A 17726-nucleotide genomic window follows, 5' to 3' on the forward strand; every position below is an offset into this window, starting at 1 on the left:
GTCAGCTAAACAATAACTTTCACTTCCGTGTGGACCCGGTTACCGCACCGACCACACGCCGCCCCGCCGACGCACTGTATCGGCACAATGGTCGCGGATCTTCACCATGTCGAGTGTCGGATGCGCGGCGCTGCCGATGTCGGCCAGCAAGCAGGCCAACGCCCATTGCAGCGGAACCATTCCGAAGCGCTGTGTGTCGTCGAGCGCCGCGTCGGCCACCGACCGGGCGGCCGCCAGATCACCCGCGCTGCACAGGGCGGCGGCGAGCACGACCGACGACTTCACCTCGTGGCGGACCGAACCGAAGTCCGCGGCGGCGTCGACGGCGCGTTTCGCGTGCCCGACCGCGGCCTCGCCGCGGCCGCGGACCATCGCCAATTCGGCCGACACCCAACCCAGCCGAACCCACAGCCTCGGCGACGCCGTATCAGCCATCCGCTCGGCGGCACGGCCCAGCGCGCGGGTCGACGCGTCGAACCGGCCGACTCCCAACGCGTCGGCGGCCAGACCGATCAAGGCGTCCGCAGCCGCTTCGGTGTCCGATCCGGCCAGCGCCAGTGCCCGACCGTCCCATCGCCGCGCCTTGGCGTGCCACCCGAGCTGACGCAGAAACGACGCCTCGGTGCTGTGGGCCAACGCCCGCTCGGGTCCGGCGCCCCGGACCAGTGCCGCCAGGTCGACGCGAGCGCTGGCGTAGCGGCCCTGTCCGCCGGCGGCGACGGCGCGCAACCACAACTCGTGTGGGGTGGCGGCGACGGGCAACGGCCAACGGCCGGGATCGTCACCGAATGCGGCTCTGGCCAGAGCGGTCTCTGTGGACATCGAGTGGCGACCGTATCAATTGCGGCGCGGCATTGGTTAACAGTTGGTGGTCGCAATGTTACTTGCATGTAAGTGGGCCGAGTTTGCCCGCGAACGGGAAATTGACGCGAACTGGAAAAATGGTTTCCGCGGTCCACCGCGTTCGGTTCGTTTAGCACCGTTCTGTTGCCTGTGCGTCGCAATGATGAACGTGAGGTAAATTCTTGGCCTGCGGTTATGTCAATAAGCACATAGGCAGGCTATTGACGAGATTTCGTGAGCGCCCATACTTTGTCTCCACGAGTGGTCATCGGCGACTTGAGCTCGAATCGGTTTTGAACTCACTCATCCGTTCGTTTCCGAAATGGGTGTGCAGAGAGGGGTTTCCAATGCCACAACCGCAGCAACTGCCCGGACCCAACGCCGACATTTGGGATTGGCAGATGGCCGGGCTCTGTCGAGGCGTCGATTCCTCCATGTTCTTTCACCCCGACGGTGAACGCGGCCGCGCCCGCGCGCAACGCGAGATGCGCGCCAAGGAAATGTGCCGCAAGTGCCCGGTGATCGCCCAGTGCCGCGCACACGCCCTCGCCGTCGGCGAGCCCTACGGCATCTGGGGCGGGCTGTCGGAGTCCGAGCGCGAGCTTTTGCTCAAACGCGGCATCCGGCGCGCCTCCTGACGGCCGCGGGCACCTACCCGCGGTCGGCAAGTGTGTGCAGCACCGAATCGGTTGTCGGCCAGTCCATGCACTTGTCGGTCACCGACTGCCCGTAGGTCAGGGGACGGGATTCGGGGGCCTGCGCACCGGCGACGAGGAAGCTCTCGAGCATCACCCCGCTGACCGGTAAGCCGTCGCGCACCAGCTGCGCCACCTCCGCGGCAACCTGCGCCTGACGGACGTGATCCTTCCCGGAATTGGCGTGGCTGCAGTCGATTACGACGCGCCCGGGCAGCCCAGCGGCGGTCAGCTTGGCTGCGGTCGCCTGGATGGCTTCGGCGTCGCAGTTCGGCCCGTGGGTGCCGCCACGCAGGATGACGTGGCAGTCCTCGTTACCCGCGGTGTTGACCAACGCGCCGCGGCCGAGATCGTCCATGCCGAAGAAGACGTGGGGCGCGGCGGCGGCCTTGACCCCGTCGACCGCGACCTGGATGTTGCCGTCGGTGCCGTTCTTGAAGCCGACGGGCATCGACAACCCGGATGCCAGCTGGCGGTGCACCTGGGATTCGGTGGTCCTGGCACCGATCGCACCCCACGCAACGGCGTCGGCGATGTATTGCGGGCTGGTCGGTTCGAGGAACTCGCATCCGACCGGCAAGCCGATGTCGACGATGTCGAGCAGCAGGTGGCGCGCGATGCGCAGCCCGCGCGCGACGTCGAAGGTGCCGTCCATGCCCGGATCGTTGATCAGGCCCTTCCACCCGATCGTGGTTCGCGGCTTCTCGAAGTAGACCCGCATCACGATCTTGAGGCGATCGCTGAGTTCGTCGGCCACCTTGGCCAGGCGGCTGGCGTAGTCGAGCGCCGCCGACGGGTCGTGCACCGAGCACGGTCCCACGACCACCAACAGCCGATCGTCGCGGCCCGCGAGAATGTCGGCGATCTCCTCCCGGTCACGCACCACTCGCTCTGCACGCCGGGCGCCCAGCGGGAATTCGGTGAGCACCTCGTGCGGGCTGGGGATCTCGCTGAAACCGCGGACCCGCCGGTCCGAGGTGGCGGGCGGGGTGGCGGTCTGCGCCAGGTTCATGTTCGGGTGCCTTTCTCAGATTTTGTCGGCGCCCGGTGAAAGCCCCGGGCCCTTGAATGACGAAAGGCAGCGACCTGGTGGTCACTGCCTGGGCTCCGGGTGGATGCGTCGCTTAGCGCTGCGCTTTATCGGCTCCGCCCGGAGCCTCGATAAAGCGCCAATAGCCGGCGCGCGTCGCGATGTTCACGCCGACCAGGTTATACCGGGCCCGGAGGTTTGCCAAAAGTCGGGTCAGGTCAGCCGTCTCCAGGGCTGGCAGTTCCTCGATTCAAAGGCCTTCACCGACGAGTTGATGTTGGCGTTCATCGGGCCGATCGACATGTTCGTCGCGACGACGTTGTCCTTGTTGGCATCCGGTGTGCTGTTTGTGAACCACTCGCCCCAGGTCGACGCGGAGCCGGCCGTGTTGTAGACGCCGGGCGCGATGTCGGGTCCGACGAGGAAGAACCCGTTGCCCGGAATTGGGTTCATCGGGTCGGCCGCGACCGGTGGCGCAGTCGCGATCGCGGTCATGCCGGCGATCACCGCGGCCGCCGCGCGGAACAGATGTGGCATACGTCCTCACCACCTCGTGTCGGCTTCTCGGAGCGTAAGCCCCAGGATCGCGATGCACGCGGAATTCTGCCGGCCCAGCGCGCACCCTTGTACGAAATTTCGAGTTCACACCGTACAAGGGTGTGCCCTCGCGTCGGGTCGTCGAAGGTTGGCCCACCCGTGGTGTTTCGTTTTGTTACTCAGCGATAGTCGTGATGCCCGCACCCGTGTCCATGCCCATGGTCCTCCGGCATGTCGGCGACGGCGGTCTCGGTGGTCAGCACCACGGGCCGAGTCGACGACTCCGTCGGTCGCCAATTCACCGAAGGCGAGCGTCGCGGCGTTGAAGCGTTGTCCCGCAGGTGGTTCCGCGATCCCATTCACCGCGACCACGACATCCGGGCCGGCGTTGGTGGCGATCCCCTACAGCTCGAACCGAGCGCGGCGAGCACCTGAACTGCTAACAGTGAAGTAGCCACGAACCGTTACGCATCACCTGCTGAACACGTAGATCCTCCTCTAGCACAACACAATTGGCATCCATACCGACGCGTAGGCTGCCGACACGGTCGAGCTTCAACGCGTGGGCCGGGGTGGTCGCCGTCATCCGCGCCGCCTTCACCAGCGCCTCATCCGAGCCACCGAGTTGGCCGACCGCTGTCCGGAAAAGCTTATCCATGGTCGTCGTGCTGCCGGCTATCGTCGACGTCCCGCGCACGCGCGCGACGCGCTCGGTGACCTCCACCTCGACGGCCCCCATTCGAAATGAGCCGTCCGGCAGTCCGGCTGCCGCCATCGCGTCGGTGACCAGCGCGACGCGATCGGGCCCGACCGTCTCGATGACCTGCCGCACGAGCGCGGGATGAAGGTGCACGCCGTCGGCAATGAGCTCCACTGTGATCCGCGGGTCTTCCAGCAGCGCCAACGCCGGACCCGGTTCGCGATGGTGTAGTGGCCGCATCGCGTTGAACACGTGGGTACCGACGGTCGCGCCCGATTCGATCGCACGCTGCGCGTCGTCGTAGCCGGCATCGGTATGACCGATGGCGACGACCACATCCGCGTCCGCAAGGCGGGTGATGGCGTCCTGACTGCCCGGCAGTTCGGGCGCCAGCGTGACCATCCGGATGGTGCCGTCCGCGGCAGTGAGCAAAGCGTCGATCTCGGCGGGGTCCGGGTTCCGCATCAGGCTTGCGTCGTGTGCACCGCAGCGGACCGCACTCAGCCAGGGGCCTTCCAAGTGCACTCCGGCGACGGTTTTTTGCCGAGTCATCTCGGTGAGCACGCGCACTTGGCGCAAGAGGTCCTCGGGTGATGCGGTGACCAGGCTGGCCACTGTCGTGGTGGTGCCGTGGCGCAGGTGGAACTCGGCTGCCTGTTCGATCTGTGAGCCGATGCCGTCGGCGTAGGACGCACCGCCGCCTCCGTGCACGTGCATATCGACGAAACCGGGCACCACTACGTGATTCGCGAAGTCATAGTCAGGCGGCCGCGGCGGCGGGCCGGGCGCGCAGTCGATGATTCGACCGGCAGAGATGGCCAGCCAACCCGGCTTGCAGACCCGGTCCTCCAGGACGATGGTCCCCGCGGCGACGAGCGTCACCGCATCTCCATGAACCTGTGCAGCCCGCGCGGCTTGTCCGCCGTCATTGTTTCAATGCGTTGAGATCCTCGGCCGCGCCGTCGGCTTCATCCGGCCACCGCCCGCCGTTTTCCCAAAAGTGGCGGATCTCCTCGAGCTGGCGGCCCTTGGTTTCCGGCGCGAATCGGTAGACGAATACAAGCGCGGCCAGCGCGAAGGCACCGAACAGCGCAAATGTCCCGCCACCGCCCAGCGAATTGAGCATCGTCAGGAAGAAGGCAGCGATGATGGCATTGGCCACCAGATCGGAGGTGAGCATCGCACTTGAGCCCATCGACCGGAGCCGAGTGGGAAAGCTCTCACCGGCGTAAACCCAAACCAACGCGCCGAAGCCGAAGGTAAACCCGATCGTGAACAGCAGCACTCCGAGGAACCCGATCGTGGTGAGCGCACCACCGAACTCCGTTCCGGCCACGAAGACGCCGATCAGCACGGCGTTGGCGGCGACCATCATCGCGATGCCGCCCAGCAGAATCGGCCGTCGACCTACACGGTCGACCAGGATCAGTGAAACGAACACCGCTGCCAGGGCCGCTACCTGAATCAGCGCTGGAAGTATCAGCAGTGCGAAGTTTCCCTCGAAGCCCATGGCCTCGAACAGTCGGGGGCTGTAATAGACGATCGCGTTGATGCCGGTGATCTGGATGAAGAAACCGAGCACCACCACGAATACCGTGGCGCGAAGGTAGGGCCGCCGGAGCATCTCGCGCACGGCACCCCCGGTTTCCTCCTTGAGCGCGCGGCTGATTTCGGCGAGTTCGGCCTCGACGTCGGCGCTCGCCTCGACCCGGCGCAGCGTTTGGCGGGCTTCGTCGACCCGACCCTTGAGCATGTACCACCGCGCGGTGTCTGGCATCCACACCAGCAGCAACGTGACGAGCACCGCCGGTATCGCTGCCAGGCCGAGCATCCACCGCCAGCTGCCCGAGCCGGCCAGGAAGTAAGCGGCCAGGTAGCCGATGATGATGCCGACGACCGTGGCCACCTGATAGGCGACCAACAGCGAACCGCGGGACTTCGCCGGTGCTGATTCGGCGACGAACACCGGCACGACCACCACCGACACACCGATGGTGAGGCCCAGCAGAAAGCGCGACACCAGCAGCATGGGCACCGACACCGACAACGCGCTGAGAAGCGCGAAGGCCGCGTACGCGACGGCGACGAGCACCATCGACTTCTTGCGCCCAATGGCGTTGGCGAGCATCCCGCCGCCGACCGCCCCGGCGATCTGGCCGATGACTATCGCTGTGGTCACCAATTCCTGCTGCCGGGTGGTCAACCCGAACTCGTCGGTGATGAACAGAAGCGCACCGGCAATGTTGGAGAGGTCGTAGCCGTAGATGACGCCGACACTGGCCGCCGCGATGGCCACCAGCAGTCCCAGGCGGGGGGACCGCCGGATAGCGGTGTTGCCCACGGTTGATCCTTTCGCCGGTGAACGAAAAGTTTAAGGAAATGGCCGGATCGGCACTGACAGACGCGCCGCCGTACTCGGGTCGAACTCACCCGTCAGGCGCTCTCACCGCGGGGTCGAGCCCGAACACCTTTACAGCGGCGGCCTTACCCTTCACCGCCTGCGATCCCCGGTCGGTCAGTCCGAGTGGTAGAGATTCCAGCGCTTCGACAGTCTGCTGAGTCAGCAGGATCGCGTCACCGGTGGTCTTGGTGAGTTGCTCGATGCGGGCAGCGACGTTGACGGTGTCACCGATGAGCGTGAACTCCAGCTTGCTTCCGCCACCGATGGTTCCGGCGATAACCACACCCGTGTTGATCCCGATCCCGATTCGAAGCTCCCCGCCGAACCGATCCGCGACGAGGCGGTGAATTAGCAACGCGGCGGTCAAGGCAGCGTCGCCGTGACCGGTCAATTCGTTGGGTGCGCCGAACACGGCCAGGGCGCCGTCGCCGAGAAACTTGTTGACGTGTCCACCGGCATCCACGACGGCAGGCACGACGATCTCGAACAACGCATTGAGACGCGCGACGACGTCCTCGGCGGGGTTGGTTTCTGCGAACGGTGTGAAGTCGCGAATGTCGATAAACATCACCGTCACCTCGCGGCGCTCACCGGTGAACACGTCGTCGCCCTGCTCGAGGAGACGGCCGGCAAGCGCGGGGTCGACGTAGGTGCCGAAGGCCGCCTGGAGTCGTTGCCGCTCAGCCAGTCCCGTCTGCATGCGATTGAACGACGCCGCAAGCGCTCCCAAGTCGTCATCCTGGACTACGGGAAGGCGCTGACTGTAGTCCCCGGCGGCGACCCGCTCGGTGCCGCTGGCGAGGTCGCGAATCGGTCGCAAAGACGGTAGAACGATGCCGCTGACGGTGATCGGCCAGTAGAGTCCGATTGCCACACAACCGATTAAGACGAGAAGCGCCGGGAACTTTGCGGCAGCATCCCACACGATGCCCAGCATCGCGCCTATGACTGTGGAAGCGAACAGAGAGCCCAGCATCGCGACGTTGAGCCACGCCGCGAAGGTCGGATGTGAGCGGGGCAGCTCGTCACCGACTACGGTCGGCGGCAAGTGCGGCTCGAACCGGCCGCATAGCTCCTTGCACAGAGGTGTGCATACCGAGCAGCGCCATGGCAATGCCCAATGCGGCACCCAAGACTCCGTACTGGGTCAGCCGCCATCCCCTCGCTTCCGCCATCGCGCCGACGGACACCGTGAAGAGTGCGGTCCAAACAGGCAGGAACCAGATCGCTCGGGCCGTAGCAGCACGGGCCCAGGCGTAGGTGTCTGTCAGCGCCTGCATCCGGTCGACCTCGCGACCGGCCGCCCACTGATGCGCTCGACGAAACATCCGGCTGGCGGGAAGTATCGACACCGACGCATTCACCAGAACGGCGATTCCTGTGACCACCGCCGCCGCGAGGTAGCGATCCGAGTTCTCGAAGGCGACGAGAAGCTGCGACCACAGGATGTAGACCACGAGCATCGCGGCGAACGTCAATCCCCAGATCATCCACGAGTACCTCGCTCCATACCCGTTCCACGCCCACTGCCAAATACGGTCCATGTCAGAACGAAACACCCCCGGCCATGTGACCGGGGGTGCTTCGTTCAATTCGCTCAGTGATGGTGGTGATGGCCGTGCCCGTGGCCGTGGCCGTCGTCCTCCGGCTCCTCGGGCTTGTCGACGACAGCCGTCTCGGTCGTCAGCACCATGCGGGCTACCGACGCCGCGTTCAGCACCGCCAGACGCGTGACCTTGACCGGGTCGACGACACCGTCGGCCGCCAGATCACCGTAGGAGAGCGTCGCCGCGTTGAAGCCTTGTCCGGCAGGCAACTCGGCGACCTTGTTCACCACGACCGCGCCGTCGAGCCCGGCATTGGTGGCGATCCAGTACAGCGGGGAACTGATCGCGGCGGCGAACAACTCGACACCGAGGCGCTCGTCGCCCGACAGGCTGTCGCGCAGCTTCTCCAGCGCGCCGCGGGTCTGGAGCAGAGCCGCGCCGCCACCGGCGATGACACCCTCTTCGACCGCGGCCTTGGCCGCCGCGACGGCGTCCTCGACTGCTTCCTTGCGCTTCTTCAGATCGGTCTCGGTCGCGGCGCCCACCTGAATGACGGCAACGCCGCCGGCCAGCTTGGCCAGCCGCTCCTCGAGCTTCTCGCGGTCCCATTCGGAATCGGAGACCTCGATCTCGGACCGCAGCTGCGCCTTTCGCGCCTCGATGGCCTCCTTGGTGCCGCCACCTTCAACGATGGTGGTGCTGTCCTTGTCCACCACGACGCGCCGGGCGGTGCCCAGCACCTCGAGGCCCACCTCGCGCAGCACCAGGCCGACATCCGGGTTGACGACCTGGCCGCCGGTGACGACGGCGAGGTCGTCGAGGAACGCCTTGCGGCGGTCGCCGAAGAACGGAGCCTTGACCGCCACCGCCTTCAGCGTCTTACGGATGGCGTTGACCACCAGCGTCGAGAGTGCTTCGCCCTCAACATCTTCGGCGATGATCAGCAGCGGCTTACCGGCCTCGGCAACCTTTTCCAGGAGCGGAAGCAGGTCGGGCAGCGAGCTGATCTTCTCCCGGTGCAGCAGCACCAGCGCGTCCTCGAGCACCGCCTCCTGGGCGTCGAAGTCGGTGACGAAATACGCCGAGAGATAGCCCTTGTCGAAGCCGACGCCGTCGGTCATCTCTAGGTAGGTCTCCAGCGTCGAGGACTCTTCGACGGAGACGACGCCGTCGGCGCCGACCTTCGTCATCGCCTCACCGACCAGCTCGCCGACCTTCTCGTCGCGAGACGAGACAGTGGCGACCTGGGCGATGGCGTTCTTATCCGACACCGGCGTCGCCGCGGCCAGCAAGGCCTCCGACACCGCGTCGGCGGCCTTGGCGATGCCCGCGCCGAGCGCGATCGGGTTGGCGCCGGCCGCGACGTTGCGCAGCCCGCCCTTGACCAATGCCTGCGCCAGCACCGTCGCGGTGGTGGTGCCGTCGCCGGTGACGTCGTTGGTCTTGGTGGCCACCGACTTGAGCAACTGCGCCCCGAGGTTCTCGAACGGATCCTCCAGGTCGATCTCACGGGCGATCGTCACACCGTCGTTGGTGATGGTCGGCCCGCCCCATGACTTGGCCAGCACGACGTTCTTGCCGCGCGGGCCAAGGGTCACCCGCACCGCGTCGGCCAGCTTGTCCACGCCGGCTTCCATTGCGCGGCGCGCGGTTTCGTTGAACTCAATCTGCTTACTCATAAGTGTCTTTCTTGAGTCGCAATTCGCTATATACGCATGCCGCCCCGGAAATCACCCGTGTGGACGGGGATTCCCGGGGCGGAACACGGGTGCTTACTTGTTGACGACGGCCAGCACGTCGCGTGCCGAGAGGATCAGGTACTCCTCGCCGTTGTACTTGATCTCGGTGCCGCCGTACTTGCTGTAGATGACGGTGTCGCCCTCGGAGACGTCCAGCGGGATGCGCTTCTCGCCGTCCTCGTCCCAGCGGCCGGGGCCAACTGCGACGACGGTGCCTTCCTGCGGCTTTTCCTTGGCGGTGTCGGGGATGACCAGACCGGATGCGGTCGTGGTCTCGGCCTCGTTGGCCTGAACGAGGATCTTGTCCTCGAGTGGCTTGATGTTCACGCTCGCCACGATGGAGCCCTCCACTAGTTCGGGTGTCGATCCGGGTTCCCGGATCTCTCAGTTACCAGGTGTTCGGCATGCGTCCGTGCCCACGCACCGTCGTCGCGGGTGCCGGCGCAGGGGTTGGCCGCGTGCCACCTAGCACTCTATACACGAGAGTGCTAGCACTCAAGGCCGGGTATCGACAAGATCAGGCCACTTGTGCCTGTACGACGGGCAGACCCGGATCGCTGACGGCATCCAGCGGGGACGGCGCGGCCCCGGCCGCAATCAGGTGCGCCGCGAACGAGGCGATCATCGCGCCGTTGTCGGTGCACAGGCGTGGTCGCGGCACCCGCAGCGTCAGCCCGTTGGCGGCGCACCGCTCCTCGGCCAGCTCACGCAGCCGCGAGTTCGCCGCCACTCCCCCGGCGATCAGCAGCGTCGAGACGTCGAGCGCCTTGGCGGCCCGCACCGCCTTGAGCGTCAGCACGTCGGCAACCGCCTCCTGGAATCCGGCCGCCACATCCGCCGTCGACGCCTCCGGGTGGCTTTCGACGTACCGGGCGACCGCCGTTTTGAGCCCCGAGAAGCTGAACGCGTACGGATCGTCGCGCGGGCCGGTCATGCCCCTCGGGAACACGATCGCGTCCCTGTCCCCCTCGCGGGCCAGCTCGTCGAGCACCCTGCCGCCGGGATAGCCCAGGCCCAACAGGCGCGCCACCTTGTCGTAGGCCTCTCCTGCGGCGTCGTCGACGGTGCTGCCGAGTTCGACGATCGGCTCGCCCAGCGACCGCACCTGCAGCAGGTTGGTGTGCCCGCCCGAGACCAACAGACCGATGCTCTCCGGCAGCGGGCCGTGGTCGTAGACGTCGGCGGCCAGGTGCCCACCCAAGTGGTTGACGGCGTAGAACGGCACCTGCCATGCCGCCGAATAGGCCTTGGCCGCGGCCACTCCCACCAGCAGCGCACCTGCCAGGCCCGGCCCGATCGTCGCGGCGACGACATCGGGTTTGGCCACCCCGGCCGCCTGTAGTGCGCGGCGCATCGTCGGACCCAACGCCTCCAGGTGCGCGCGGGACGCGATCTCGGGAACCACCCCACCGAACCGGGCATGTTCATCGACACTGGAGGCCACCTCGTCGGCGAGCAGCCGCACCGAACCGTCGGCACCCAATTCGGCGATGCCGACGCCGGTCTCGTCGCAGGAGCTCTCGATGGCCAGGATGATCGTCATGTCGGGTCTCGCCGCATCGTATAGGCGTCGGCGCCGCTGGCCCGGTAATACCGTTTGCGCAGCCCCACATTCGTGAAGCCGAAGCTTTCGTACATCTTGATCGCCGCTTCGTTGTCGGTGCGAACCTCGAGGAACACGCAGCCACCCGAGGCGTGGTCGAGCAACTCGGCCAGCATGCGCTTGCCGATCCCCTGGCCCTGATAGGCGGGGTCGACGCCGATGGTGTGGATCTCGTACTCGTAGGGCTTCTTCCGGCCCAGCCGGGCGATGCCCGCGTAGCCGACGAGCTTGTCGTGATCGCGTGCGGCGACGTAGCGGATGTGCTTGGCGGCGAGTTCGGCGAGGAAGGCGCGCTCGAGCCACGGATCGTCGCCGTCGAACAGCTGGGCCTCCAGCTCAGCGCACCTGGCCGCGTCGGACGGCTTCAGCGGCCCGTACTGGATGCTCATCGCCTGGCCACCGAGGGTTTGGCGTCGGGCCGGCGCAGGTAGAGCGGGACCAGCGGCGCCGGCTCAGCGTCCCAGTCCGCCACCGCGCGCACCAGCCCCGAAGCGGTCGGATACACCGGAGCCTGGCGGGGCAGGTCGAACAGCGCCGCGTGCTCGGGCGAGCCGGCGACCGCTGTGGCACCTGCGGGCACGTCCGCGGCTGCGCAGACGCCGGGTCCGTCGGTGCGCATCCCGTCGAGGTAACGCGCCCAGTAGACCTCGCGACGACGCGCATCCGTCACCACGAGCACGTCGCCGACGGTGTCCACCCCGATGGCATCGAGGCTGCAGACGCCGTGGACCGGGATGCCCAGCGCGTGCCCGTAGGCCGCGGCGGTGGCCATTCCGACGCGCAGGCCGGTGAACGGTCCCGGGCCACAGCCGACCACGACCGCGGCCAGCTCGTCGACGCCGATTCCCGCGTCCGCCAGCGCCTGCACCGCGTTCGGGGTGAGCTGCTCGGCGTGCGCCCGCGCGTCGACCGTCACCCGCTCGGCGAGCACCTGCAGTCCGTGGAGGCGAACGACGCCCGCCGTCACCGCGGGCGTCGCGGTGTCGATGGCCAGTACGTTCACGCCTTGCTCCACTCCCACACCGCGGTGCGCACCTCGGTGTCGCGGGCACGCTCGAGCCGCACGTCGAGGTGGCTGTCGGAGAGCCGTTCGGCCAGCCCCTCGCCCCATTCGACGACCACGACGGCGTCGTCGAGATCGGTGTCCAGGTCCAGCGAGTCGAGTTCGGCGAGCAGGTCGACCGACGGGTGGTCGAGGAGGCGATACATGTCGACGTGAATCATGGCCGGCGCATCCGATCGGCGGGCCCGGTGTACGCGCGCCAGTACGAAGGTCGGCGAGATCACCGGCCCCTGGACATCCATCGCTTGCGCAATACCCTTGGCGAGCACGGTCTTTCCCGCGCCGAGCGGTCCGGACAGCACGACGACGTCACCGGCGTGCAGTTGTCCACCGAGTTCGGCGCCGAGCGCGACGGTGTCCTCTGCGGTCGGCAGTTCGGCCGTGCCCGAGCGGCGTTCACCCATTGTTGCGGACCTTCTCGCGCACCCGCCTCGTCAACGCGACGAGCTTGGACGGTGTCGCACGTTCGACGAGTCGGACCAGCGCCTCGTTGATCGCCTCGGGTTGTTCGAGTTGAACGAGATGTCCTGCGCCACCGACGATCACCAGCTGCGCCTTCGGGAGAACCGCGGCCATGGCTTGCGAGTACTCCATCGGGGTCAGCAGGTCGCGGTCACCGCACGCGATCAGGGTCGGCACCTTGGCCAGCGTGGTCAGCCCGTCGATCTCGTTGTGCACCTCGAGCGCATGCAGGAACTCGACGAGCGTCGCGATCGGTGTGCCGTGCATCATCCTCTCGGAGAACGCCACGACACTCGGACTGATCTTTTCGTCGCCGTAGGAGCCCGCGCGCAGGATCGGCGCGATCACCGACTTCGCTGCGCCGCGGGTGCGGTGCACCATCTTGGGTGCGTACCGCACCGCGAAGCGGACCGCCTCCAGTGCGGGGTTCTTCAAGATCTCCCCCACCGGCGATCGCGAAACGCCTTCGGCCGCGGAGGCGATGATCGCGGCACCGACGATTCGCTTCGGATAGTGCTGCGGGAACTGTCGCGCGTGTGACAGCACGGTCATCCCGCCCATCGAGTGCCCGACCAGCACCACGGGACCGCGCGGGACCACCACCGTCAACACGGCTTCCAGATCCTGTCCGAGTTGGGTGACGGTATAGGTCTCGGGCGGCGCTTCGTCGGACTGGCCGTGTCCGCGCTGATCGTAGAACACCATCCGGACCTGGGGCCCCCACTGCTCGGTCAGCCTGACGCGCTGAAAGTAGAAGGCGCCCATGCGTAGACAGAATCCGTGCGCGAACACCACGGTCAGCGGCGCGTCCTGCGGGCCGACCTCGCGGACGGCCAGCGAGACGCCGTCGGGCGTGGTGACGACGGAACTGCGGTCGGCGTCGAGTAGCTCGAAATCCTCGTCCTTGTAGTGGTCCACGGTGTCGAGTCGACGCCGCAGCGAGCGCGCGGCCGACATTCCCGCTGCACTACCGACCGCGGTCAGGCCTGCCGCACCCGCGAGCCAACGCCCGTTCGAGTTGCGGCGGCGGCCCGGGCCCGGAATTTCGTCGTCCATCAAGGCGTCTCGTCCATCGTTGCCGTATAGGTCCGCACGAAGCGGCCACGCGGAGTGGTCACGATCTCGTAGTTGATGGTGCCCAGCAGGTCGGCCCACTCCTGAGTCGTCGGCTCGCCGTGCGTGCCCGGCCCGAACAGGATCGCCTCGTCACCCTCTGTGACTCCGCTCGCCGGTCCGAGGTCCACGACGAACTGGTCCATGCAGATCCGGCCGACGTTGCGGCACCGTCGGCCGTTGATCAGCACATCGAAGCGGTTGCTCAACGGACGGAACACCCCGTCGGCGTAACCGACCGGCAACAGCGCCACGGTGGTGTCGCGATCGGCGACCCAGGTGTGCCCGTAGGACACCCCGTCGCCCGCCCGTATCGACCGCACCAGTGCCACAGGGCATTTCAGAGTCATCGCCGGACGCAGGCCCATGTTACCGCGCTCGGGAATCGGGGTCTGACCGTACACCGCGATACCGGCGCGCACGAGGTCGAAGGCCAGGTCTGGCCGCGTCATCGCGGCCGGGCTGTTACTCAGGTGGGTGATCTCGAACTGCACGCCCTGTTCGGCCGCATAGGTCCGCATCTCGCTGAGTCGCTGCGCCTGTAGGTCGTTGAGCGGATCGTCGGGCTGGTCGCCGTGCACGAGGTGCGACATCAGCCCCCGCACGCTGATCGCGTCGTCGGCCTGCGCCCGCTTGAGCGCGGCGACCATCGCCGGGTAGTCGGCACGACCGACGCCGTTGCGGCTCAGCCCGGTGTCGACCTTCACGGTCACCAAGGCGCCGCGCCCGGCCCGTGCGACGCCGTCGAGCAGTTCATCGAGCTGGCGCACCGACGACACCGCGATCTGGACGTCGGCGGCCACGGCCGGCGCGAAATCGGTACCCGGCGGGTGCAGCCAGGCCAGCAGCGGAGCCGTGATGCCGTCGCCGCGCAGCGCCAACGCCTCGGCGACGGTCGCCACCCCGAGTTCGGACGCTCCCGCGGCGAGCGCGACCCGGCTGACCTGCGTGGCGCCGTGTCCGTATCCGTCGGCCTTGACGACGGCCATCACCTGCGCGGTGCCCGCGAGGTCACGCAGCAACCGCACGTTGTGGGCGATCGCGTCGAGGTCGACCACCGCCTGGGGGGCCGCGGTCGCGGTCGGGGTCGTCAGCTCGGTCGCGTGCATCGTCGTTTCACCACGGCCGATTGTCCCAGACGGGCGAGCAGCGGCCCGACGCTAGTGCGCGAAGGGCTGCAACTGGTTGAAGTGGCCGCGGGGTTTGAGCTCGTCGAGGTGGGAGAGCACGGTGACCATGTCGTCGTGCAGCGCTCGGGCCAGGTCCGCGGAGAATCCCTCCCGCACGACGATGCGCAACATCGTGACGTCGGTGGCGCCCTCCGGCATGGTGTAGGCGGGCACCTGCCAGCCGAACGCGCGCAGAGCCTGCGAGATGTCGAACTCCGTATAACCGAAATCGCCGGCGAGCTTGAAACTCACCACCGGGATCGCCGACCCGTCGGCGACGACCTCGAAGTGTTCGCTTTCGCGCAATTGGTCACCCAGCCACCGCGCGGTCTGCGAAAGAGACTGCATCACTTGTAAATAGCCCCCACGCCCCAGCCGGAGGAAGTTGTAGTACTGCCCGACGACCTGGTTGCCGGGTCGGGAGAAGTTCAATGTGAAGGTCGGCATGTCGCCGCCGAGATAGTTGACGTGAAAGACCAGGCCCTCGGGCAGGTACTCCGCGCTGCGCCAGACCACGAAGCCGATTCCGGGGTAGGTCAGGCCGTACTTGTGCCCGCTGACGTTGATGGACACCACGCGCGGGAGCCGGAAGTCCCATTCCAGGTCCGGATGCAGGAACGGCACCACGAAGCCACCACTGGCCGCATCGACGTGGACCGGGATGTCGAGGCCACCACCGTCCGCGAGTTTGTCGAGCGCGGCACAGATCTCACCGATGGGTTCCAGTTCCCCGGTGTAGGTGGTGCCCAGGATCGCCACCACTCCGATGGTGTCCTCGTCGATGTTGTCGAGCACCTGTTCGGGCGTGATGACGTAGCGGTCCTCCGCCATCGGCAGGTACCGCGCCTCGACGTCGAAGTAGCGGCAGAACTTCTCCCAGACCACCTGAACGTTGGCGCCCATCACCAGGTTCGGTGTGCGGCCCTTCCATTTGTCGCCGACGCGTTCGCGCCACCGCCACTTCATGGCGAGCCCGGCCAGCATCACAGCCTCGCTGGAACCGATCGTCGAGACACCGATCGCGCTCGACGGGTCGTCGTCGCGCAGGTCTTCGGCGTGGAACAGATCGGCCACCATGCACACGCAGCGCTGCTCGATCGCGGCGGTCGCCGGATACTCGTCCTTGTCGATCATGTTCTTGTCGAATGTCTCGGCCATCAGCCGTTCGGCCTGCGGGTCCATCCATGTCGTGACGAACGTGGCCAGGTTCAGCCGGGAACTGCCGTCGAGCATCAGTTCGTCGTGGATGAACCGGTACGCGGCGTCGGGGTCCATCGCATCGTCGGGCAACCGTAGCGACGGCACCGGCGCCATCGCCAGTCGTCCGGTGTAGGCGGGGGCGACCTGGGGTGCGTGAGGACGCGTGGGCGACATGAGATTTCCTCTCGTTGCTGACTTGGCTTACAAGCTGGCTATGGCGGTTCGGACGTGCGCGAGGATGCGGGACGCCGAAGTCGGGACGGGATGCGGCCCTGGATCGGAGGCGGCCAGGTTCGCGGCGCGGGCGTGGACGAACGCCGCCGCCGCGGCGGCCTCGCCGGCGGGCAGGCCCGCGGCAAGCAAGGCGCCGATGACGCCGGTGAGCACGTCACCGGAACCCGCTGTGGCGGCCCAGGATTGGCCCGCCGGGTTGAGGTACACCGGGCCGCCCGGTTCGGCGATGACCGTCACGTTGCCCTTCAGCAGCACGGTGACGCCGAGCCGGTCGGCCAGCCTGCGGGTGGCACCGACGCGATCGTCGCCGGGCGCGGAACCGGCCAGGCGGGCGAACTCGCCGGCGTGTGGCGTCAGCACCGTCGGCGCATTCCGGCTGTCGACCAGATCGGGGTGGGCGGCCAGGATCGTCAACCCGTCGGCGTCGACGACCACCGGCAGTCCGCTTTCCAACGCGAACCACAGTGCCGCCGCGCCCGTGTCGTCGGTTCCCAGCCCGGGACCCACGGCCCAGGCCTGCACCCGTCCCGATGCGCCGGCACTGGGTGCGGCGATCACCTCAGGCCACTGCGAGAGAACCTGCTGTCCGGCGGTTCCGGCGTACCGGACCATGCCCGAGGTCGCCGCGACCGCCGCACCGGTGCACAGCACCGCGGCACCGGGGTAGGTCGCCGAGCCGGCGAGGATGCCGGTCACCCCCTGCGTGTACTTGTCGTCGGTCGGTCCGGGCACCGGCCAGCGAGCGGCCACGTCGGCGGCGTCGAACGACACCATGTCGGACACCGGCAGGTCCAGCCCGATGTCGATCAACTCGACGTGACCACATTCCCCCAGGGCGTGAACGGGTTTGAGGCCGCCGAACGTCACGGTCAACGCGGCCCGGACATGGGGCCCGTCGGCGACCCCGGTCTGCACGTCGGCCCCGCTGGGGATGTCAACGGCCACCACCGGAATACCCGCCGCGTCGACGGCGGCGAACACGTCGGCGGCATTCGGCCGAAGCGGCCCGGAGCCCGAGATCCCCACCACGCCGTCGATCACGAGATCGGTGCCGGCCGGAACCGATCCGACGACCCGTCCACCGGCAGCGGTGAACGCCGCAAGCGCCTTGCGGTGTGTGCGCTCCGGGTTGAGCAGGATGGCGGCGGCCCCGGCTCCGCGCCGGCGCAGGAACGTCGCGGCCCACAGCGCATCACCGCCGTTGTCACCCGAACCGACCACGGCGCAGATGCGGCGCCCGGAGATTCCGCCGGTGCGCAGCACCAGTTCCCGCGCGATCACGACGGCAAGACCGTTGGCGGCGCGGCGCATCAGGACACCGTCGGGCAGGGACGCCAATAGCGGCGCTTCAGCCTCGCGAATCTGGTCCGCGGTGTAGTAGTGCCGCATC

At 67.4% G+C, this 17726-nt stretch carries 17 protein-coding genes and 1 pseudogene; 2 read left to right on the forward strand and 16 right to left on the reverse strand.

Annotated elements, in window-relative coordinates:
* Positions 1–39 precede the first annotated feature (39 nt).
* A complete protein-coding gene (locus RMCN_RS28110) occupies positions 40–822 on the reverse strand; it encodes a hypothetical protein (RefSeq protein ID WP_064413313.1) in 783 nt (260 codons plus the stop codon).
* Between the two features lie 368 nt (positions 823–1190).
* Here RMCN_RS28110 and RMCN_RS28115 point away from each other — a divergent pair, with 368 nt between their 5' ends.
* Complete coding sequence (locus tag RMCN_RS28115; protein WP_064400598.1) at positions 1191–1481, forward strand: WhiB family transcriptional regulator; 291 nt, start codon at positions 1191–1193, stop codon at positions 1479–1481.
* A 13-nt stretch (positions 1482–1494) separates the two neighbouring features.
* Here the strand turns inward: RMCN_RS28115 and RMCN_RS28120 are convergent, their stop codons facing one another.
* The gene (locus tag RMCN_RS28120) at positions 1495–2550 is read right to left on the reverse strand and encodes a 3-deoxy-7-phosphoheptulonate synthase (RefSeq protein ID WP_064413312.1); all 1056 of its coding nucleotides are present in this window, start codon (positions 2548–2550) and stop codon (positions 1495–1497) included.
* 231 nt (positions 2551–2781) lie between these two features.
* On the reverse strand, positions 2782–3105 hold the full coding sequence (locus RMCN_RS28125) for an Rv1352/Rv1906c domain-containing protein (RefSeq protein WP_064413311.1): 324 nt from the start codon (positions 3103–3105) through the stop codon (positions 2782–2784).
* A gap of 231 nt (positions 3106–3336) precedes the next feature.
* Here RMCN_RS28125 and RMCN_RS32170 point away from each other — a divergent pair, with 231 nt between their 5' ends.
* Positions 3337–3540, forward strand: a complete 204-nt coding sequence (locus tag RMCN_RS32170; protein WP_067396188.1) for a hypothetical protein — start codon at positions 3337–3339, stop codon at positions 3538–3540.
* Positions 3541–3544: 4 nt separating this feature from the next.
* Here RMCN_RS32170 and nagA read toward each other — a convergent pair whose 3' ends face one another.
* The 13 genes and pseudogenes from nagA to RMCN_RS28195 all read right to left on the reverse strand — a co-directional run bounded on the left by nagA (position 3545) and on the right by RMCN_RS28195 (position 17725).
* Positions 3545–4687: an N-acetylglucosamine-6-phosphate deacetylase gene (gene nagA, locus RMCN_RS28135; protein WP_067396191.1), complete on the reverse strand. Its 1143-nt coding sequence runs from the start codon at positions 4685–4687 to the stop codon at positions 3545–3547.
* A gap of 43 nt (positions 4688–4730) precedes the next feature.
* Entirely contained in the window at positions 4731–6131 is a 1401-nt protein-coding gene (locus RMCN_RS28140) for a sugar porter family MFS transporter (RefSeq protein WP_067396347.1), read from the reverse strand.
* Between the two features lie 100 nt (positions 6132–6231).
* Positions 6232–7750 (reverse strand): annotated as a pseudogene (locus RMCN_RS28145) (adenylate/guanylate cyclase domain-containing protein).
* A gap of 53 nt (positions 7751–7803) precedes the next feature.
* Complete coding sequence (gene groL / locus RMCN_RS28150) at positions 7804–9432, reverse strand: chaperonin GroEL (protein WP_067396194.1); 1629 nt, start codon at positions 9430–9432, stop codon at positions 7804–7806.
* A 93-nt stretch (positions 9433–9525) separates the two neighbouring features.
* Positions 9526–9828, reverse strand: coding sequence for a co-chaperone GroES (gene groES, locus RMCN_RS28155; protein WP_046754122.1), 303 nt, complete (start codon positions 9826–9828; stop codon positions 9526–9528).
* Positions 9829–10009: 181 nt separating this feature from the next.
* Positions 10010–11035: a tRNA (adenosine(37)-N6)-threonylcarbamoyltransferase complex transferase subunit TsaD gene (gene tsaD / locus RMCN_RS28160; protein WP_067396197.1), complete on the reverse strand. Its 1026-nt coding sequence runs from the start codon at positions 11033–11035 to the stop codon at positions 10010–10012.
* Complete coding sequence (gene rimI / locus RMCN_RS28165) at positions 11032–11484, reverse strand: ribosomal protein S18-alanine N-acetyltransferase (protein ID WP_067396200.1); 453 nt, start codon at positions 11482–11484, stop codon at positions 11032–11034. The genes tsaD and rimI overlap by 4 nt, the downstream gene beginning before the upstream one ends.
* Positions 11481–12098: a tRNA (adenosine(37)-N6)-threonylcarbamoyltransferase complex dimerization subunit type 1 TsaB gene (tsaB, locus tag RMCN_RS28170; protein ID WP_067396203.1), complete on the reverse strand. Its 618-nt coding sequence runs from the start codon at positions 12096–12098 to the stop codon at positions 11481–11483. Before tsaB ends, rimI begins: the two co-directional genes overlap by 4 nt.
* Positions 12095–12562 carry a tRNA (adenosine(37)-N6)-threonylcarbamoyltransferase complex ATPase subunit type 1 TsaE gene (gene tsaE / locus RMCN_RS28175; protein WP_064413304.1) on the reverse strand — a complete coding sequence of 156 codons (468 nt, stop codon included), beginning with the start codon at positions 12560–12562 and terminating at the stop codon, positions 12095–12097. The genes tsaB and tsaE overlap by 4 nt, the downstream gene beginning before the upstream one ends.
* On the reverse strand, positions 12555–13676 hold the full coding sequence (locus tag RMCN_RS28180) for an alpha/beta fold hydrolase (protein WP_110765956.1): 1122 nt from the start codon (positions 13674–13676) through the stop codon (positions 12555–12557). Before RMCN_RS28180 ends, tsaE begins: the two co-directional genes overlap by 8 nt.
* On the reverse strand, positions 13676–14863 hold the full coding sequence (gene alr / locus RMCN_RS28185; protein WP_409366080.1) for an alanine racemase: 1188 nt from the start codon (positions 14861–14863) through the stop codon (positions 13676–13678). The genes RMCN_RS28180 and alr overlap by 1 nt, the downstream gene beginning before the upstream one ends.
* Positions 14864–14893: 30 nt before the next feature.
* Positions 14894–16276, reverse strand: a complete 1383-nt coding sequence (locus RMCN_RS28190; protein WP_067396209.1) for a glutamate decarboxylase — start codon at positions 16274–16276, stop codon at positions 14894–14896.
* Between the two features lie 27 nt (positions 16277–16303).
* Positions 16304–17725 carry an NAD(P)H-hydrate dehydratase gene (locus tag RMCN_RS28195; protein ID WP_067396212.1) on the reverse strand — a complete coding sequence of 474 codons (1422 nt, stop codon included), beginning with the start codon at positions 17723–17725 and terminating at the stop codon, positions 16304–16306.
* Between the last annotated feature and the right edge of the window lies 1 nt (position 17726).

The organism is Mycolicibacterium novocastrense (assembly GCF_001570485.1).
GTDB lineage: Bacteria > Actinomycetota > Actinomycetes > Mycobacteriales > Mycobacteriaceae > Mycobacterium > Mycobacterium novocastrense.

Excerpts from the sequence above, each read along its gene's own strand:
- RMCN_RS28110 (WP_064413313.1), bottom strand. The coding sequence starts at position 822 with ATGTCCACAGAGACCGCTCTGGCCAGAGCCGCATTCGGTGACGATCCC.
- RMCN_RS28115 (WP_064400598.1), top strand. The coding sequence starts at position 1,191 with ATGCCACAACCGCAGCAACTGCCCGGACCCAACGCCGACATTTGGGAT.
- RMCN_RS28120 (WP_064413312.1), bottom strand. The coding sequence starts at position 2,550 with ATGAACCTGGCGCAGACCGCCACCCCGCCCGCCACCTCGGACCGGCGG.
- RMCN_RS28125 (WP_064413311.1), bottom strand. The coding sequence starts at position 3,105 with ATGCCACATCTGTTCCGCGCGGCGGCCGCGGTGATCGCCGGCATGACC.
- RMCN_RS32170 (WP_067396188.1), top strand. The coding sequence starts at position 3,337 with ATGTCGGCGACGGCGGTCTCGGTGGTCAGCACCACGGGCCGAGTCGAC.
- groL (WP_067396194.1), bottom strand. The coding sequence starts at position 9,432 with ATGAGTAAGCAGATTGAGTTCAACGAAACCGCGCGCCGCGCAATGGAA.
- tsaD (WP_067396197.1), bottom strand. The coding sequence starts at position 11,035 with ATGACGATCATCCTGGCCATCGAGAGCTCCTGCGACGAGACCGGCGTC.
- rimI (WP_067396200.1), bottom strand. The coding sequence starts at position 11,484 with ATGAGCATCCAGTACGGGCCGCTGAAGCCGTCCGACGCGGCCAGGTGC.
- tsaE (WP_064413304.1), bottom strand. The coding sequence starts at position 12,562 with ATGGGTGAACGCCGCTCGGGCACGGCCGAACTGCCGACCGCAGAGGAC.
- RMCN_RS28180 (WP_110765956.1), bottom strand. The coding sequence starts at position 13,676 with ATGGACGACGAAATTCCGGGCCCGGGCCGCCGCCGCAACTCGAACGGG.
- RMCN_RS28190 (WP_067396209.1), bottom strand. The coding sequence starts at position 16,276 with ATGTCGCCCACGCGTCCTCACGCACCCCAGGTCGCCCCCGCCTACACC.
- RMCN_RS28195 (WP_067396212.1), bottom strand. The coding sequence starts at position 17,725 with ATGCGGCACTACTACACCGCGGACCAGATTCGCGAGGCTGAAGCGCCG.